Origin of the sequence: Pseudomonas sp. TAA207, assembly GCF_001529285.1 — a bacterium.
Lineage (GTDB): Bacteria > Pseudomonadota > Gammaproteobacteria > Pseudomonadales > Pseudomonadaceae > Aquipseudomonas > Aquipseudomonas weihenstephanensis.
Window position 1 is genome coordinate 1 of sequence record NZ_LLWJ01000025.1, and the last position, 3,811, is coordinate 3,811.

Genomic DNA, 3,811 nt, shown 5'->3' on the forward strand with positions numbered 1-3,811 from the left:
TCTTCAAAGCGCACCAGACGGTCGAACAGGTCCCAGCGCATTTGGCTTTGTTGGCAGTTGTGCTAACAGTAAATATCAATCCATACCAGCTCAGTTTTTAAAGAACGGTGTAGCGGTTCAACGGTTGACTGCGCCTTTTGGGCCACTGGCAATCAGTGCGGTACCACACGCTGTTTTCATACCATCGAGTGCAACAGCAATGCCGTCAACGGAGTAAGTCGCGCTGCACTCGGCAATGGGGAAAACCCCTTTGCACAACGGGCAACTGACGTTGTGACCAACACCGGAAATCGGTTTACCGTTGAGGTCAATCCGGGAAAAAGCTTCAAGCACGACACTCCCGTGGATGGTGGGATGATGTCTTTCATAAAATATTGTTCTCGTGACCTAAAAGCTCAGTTCTGGCTTGGGTTACCGCGGCTTTTAAAGTTTGTCGGTCATTTTCAGGTATTTTAAATTTTTCCATCAGGCCGATGGATCGTTCAATAGCATCCAGAATCATGGATATTTGTACCTTAGGGTTCGCACCTATGAATTTCTCAAAAGGGATCTGTAAGCGAAACTCGAGGACTTTGGTTTTTTTATGAAATTTTGCAACTTCTGGGTAGTCTGAGATGAATAGATCAGAGAGGATTATTGAAATAAAGCTCCATCTGTTTATGTCGAAATTTAATTTTGCATTTTCTAAAAGACCAGATAAGACAGAGTTTATTTTATTTCTAGCGATATGCTCTGCATCACCGACTTTCGCATCAATCTCTCCTGACATGAAGAATTCCATAAATCTACCTCAATAGTCATTTTTGTTTAAAGGTGGGCGAGTACCGCCATTAGTAGCTTTGTGCTCTACAATTTTGTTGTGCTGCCAAGAATGCATTTCGCGTTTCGTTCCGGCCACCTCAGGTCTAAAAGTCAGCTTGTTTTTTTGAGGTAGGATTCCGGATAGCGTTTCTTTCCTTGTGTGGTTTCCCCATATTTCATAACTTCTTCAGTATTTATATCCCTCAGCGTGTACCCAATAGCTGGCGCATCACTGTCCAAACTATTGCCATGCACCTTTTTGGTCGGGTCAGCGACAGGAGGGCACGGCTTTTCAGGATTTGCACCTTTACCGAAGGTTCCGTTGGTATTTCTTGGCTGCCCTTTCCATAGGCCTAACGGATCAACCCATCCCGTAGGATTCGGCGCATACGCATACAGGTTCAACCCACCCGCATAGCTGATCGGGTCTTTACTGATAAACCGCCCAACCCGTGGATCATAGTACCGATAGCGGTTGTAGTGCAGCCCCGTTTCATGATCGTGGTACTGGCCCTGGAAGCGGATCGAGTTTTTCAGACCTTCGCGTTGTGCCCTTACCTAGCGTTGTTCCCGCAATTCACCCCAAGTTTTTACTCGGCAGTCCATACGATGGAGCCGATGAATCGAACACTTACTTAATTATTTATGGCTTCGGAGTAAAGCCTGGCATGCTGTTGCATTTTTCACGAACTCCACGGCCTAAAAATAGTCGCCAATTTTTCCCACTACTAAGTGCCTTTTCGGTCCAGTAGTAGTTATCTGTGATTTTGTTAGCGGTACCATTGCTTTCCAATACACCTTTCCGGGCGTACTTTTTGAATAACTTATTTAGCTCTCGATTTACTATTTTTTCAACATTGGAATTGTCGGCACTATAACGTGTTGCGCCAATAGCATATTGATCCTCTCCCCCATAAGTCAGAGTGATCAATCCCTTTCTCTCTTCGCGCCTGAGTGTCTCTTTTGTGTGCGAAATAACTCTTTTTTCATCTTTTTTCTCACCAACAAACCAATCGTATGAAAACGGCTCATTTTCATCCAGGATTGTAAAGTCTAGGTCGTCTAATCGCACGAATCTCTTATCAGTATCACGCCAAAAATATAAGCAGAATCCAGTGCTTTTTAAAAGCTCGCTATTGATTTTAATAAAATCTTCAGAGGTCAAGAAAATAACCTTATCCATTTATATCTTCCTTCCACAGGGGCAATTATAGGGTCTAAATTGCACGTCATCAGGTGCGTGTGCCTCATTGACTTTTGTTCTTAGATCGTCCAGTGCCTTCTTCTCGCGAGTAATCGGGTTCGTTTGGTCCGCACGATTTTTACCAACGTTGCCGTAGATAATTCTCCCTTCTGTATCTTCGAAAATTATATCCGGACGACGACCTTCTTTATTCCCCCCTGGCGTGGGAATTAACTGCTCTTTCTTGACGCCACCACCGGCAATAACTCGCCCTCCGGAGGCTTCAACTTCTTGCCCCCAAGCTTGAATAATTTGATTATGTGGCCCCTCGCCGTTGGTTTTCGGTCCTCGTTTAGCAAGCCCTAACGCATCAACCCACCCCGTAGGATTCGGCGCATACGCATACAGATTCAACCCACCCGCATAGCTGATCGGGTCTTTGCTGATAAACCGCCCAACCCGGGGATCATAGTACCGATAGCGGTTGTAGTGCAGCCCTGTTTCGTGATCGTGGTACTGGCCCTGAAATCTGATCGGGTTGGTCAGGCCTTCACGCTGCGCCCATTCCGAACGCTGTTCCCGCACTTCACCCCAGGCTTTGTACTGCGCACTCCAGGCGATTTGGCCGTTGGGGTCGGTCAGTTCTTGTGGCGTGCCCAAGTGGTCGCATTGGTACCAGGTCAACACGTCAATCGGTAGCGCTTGGGGCGTGTGCGTCCACAACGGGTCTTGGTCTATATCGTAGGCGCCTTCGTAGTTCGGCTGCGCCAACAGGCGGATCGGTTGATGCCGCATCGCCTGCGCCACGGGGACGAAGGTGCCAGGTTCGTAGAGGTAGTGGACTGTTTTACCCGCCGCGCCATCGGCCTGGGCCGGATTGCTTTCCCAGGCCAGGGTGTCGCCGTCCCAACCGAAGAGGGTGAAGCCGCAACCCAGTTCGCGTTGTTTGCGTGCCCGTTCGTTTTGGTTCCAGTGCGAGCCGGCTTCCGGGCGATGCTTGTGGTGGGCGTTGGAGTATTTATGGATGCGCCGCCCCAGTGGGTCGTAGGCGTAGTCAACGCTGAGTGTGCTGTCTTCAAAGCGCACCAGACGGTCGAACAGGTCCCAGCGCATTTGGCTGTGTTGGCCGTTGTGCAAGCGGCGGATCTGGTTGCCGCGCTCGTCGTATTCGTAGTGCGTGCCCGCGTATTCGCGCAGCAGGTTGTCCATCAGTGTGTTGCGTTTCGGGTCTTGATCCAGCGGGCGGCGGATTTCAGCCACGCTGTTGTCCAGCAGGTTGCTGGCCGGGTCGAAGGCGAAGGTTTCGACGCCCAAGCGGCTGGTGGCGCTGAGCAGTCGACCCACCGGGTCGTAGCGGTAGGACAGCGGCCCGCGGCGGCTGTCGTTGATGTAGGTCAGTTGGCCCGCGGCGTCGTATTTGTACTCGCGTTTGAGCAATGTGGACTGGTCGTCGCTACGGCTCAGCAGTTGGGCTTGCAGACGGCCGACCGGGTCCCATTGTTGGGTTTGCAGCAGGCGGTTGCCTTGGTGGCGGGCGACTTCTCGGTGCAGGTCGTCGCGCTCGTAGCCGATGAGTTCGTGTTCGTCGAGGCGCATGCCTAGCAGGTGGCCGCTGCCGTAGGTCAGCCAGCTGACTTTGTGGCCGTCCGGGCGGGTGGTGGCGATGCGTTGGTTGAGCACGTCGTACTCGTGTTGCCACACGGCGACTACCGGTTTTTGCAGGCTCAGGTAGTGCTGGTGTTCGCGTAGCAGGTTGCCCGCTGGGTCGTGGAACCATTGCAGGCGGCTGTCGGCGTTGGTGGCCATGACCAGGTTGCCGTTGCCGTC

The 3,811-nt window shown here is 51.4% G+C and carries 4 protein-coding genes and 1 pseudogene; all 5 read right to left on the bottom strand.

Translation table 11 applies throughout. The features are described 5' to 3' along the window. Window positions 1-117: 117 nt before the first annotated feature. A complete protein-coding gene (locus AP059_RS00290; RefSeq protein WP_059761358.1) occupies window positions 118-375 on the bottom strand; it encodes a PAAR domain-containing protein in 258 nt (85 codons plus the stop codon). After that, entirely contained in the window at window positions 365-769 is a 405-nt protein-coding gene (locus tag AP059_RS00295) for an Imm44 family immunity protein (protein ID WP_165599904.1), read from the bottom strand. The genes AP059_RS00290 and AP059_RS00295 overlap by 11 nt, the downstream gene beginning before the upstream one ends. A gap of 380 nt (window positions 770-1,149) precedes the next feature. Next, window positions 1,150-1,418: pseudogene (locus AP059_RS22950) on the bottom strand (RHS repeat-associated core domain-containing protein); the annotation flags it as partial. A 26-nt stretch (window positions 1,419-1,444) separates the two neighbouring features. Further along, the gene (locus AP059_RS00300) at window positions 1,445-1,984 is read right to left on the bottom strand and encodes a hypothetical protein (RefSeq protein WP_059761360.1); all 540 of its coding nucleotides are present in this window, start codon (window positions 1,982-1,984) and stop codon (window positions 1,445-1,447) included. Next, window positions 1,985-3,811 (bottom strand): RHS repeat-associated core domain-containing protein (locus AP059_RS00305; protein WP_177332327.1); only part of this gene is annotated, 1,827 nt, incomplete at its 5' end.

Coding starts and splice junctions, on each gene's coding strand:
- AP059_RS00300 (WP_059761360.1), bottom strand. CDS start 1,984: ATGGATAAGGTTATTTTCTTGACCTCTGAAGATTTTATTAAAATCAAT.
- AP059_RS00295 (WP_165599904.1), bottom strand. CDS start 769: ATGTCAGGAGAGATTGATGCGAAAGTCGGTGATGCAGAGCATATCGCT.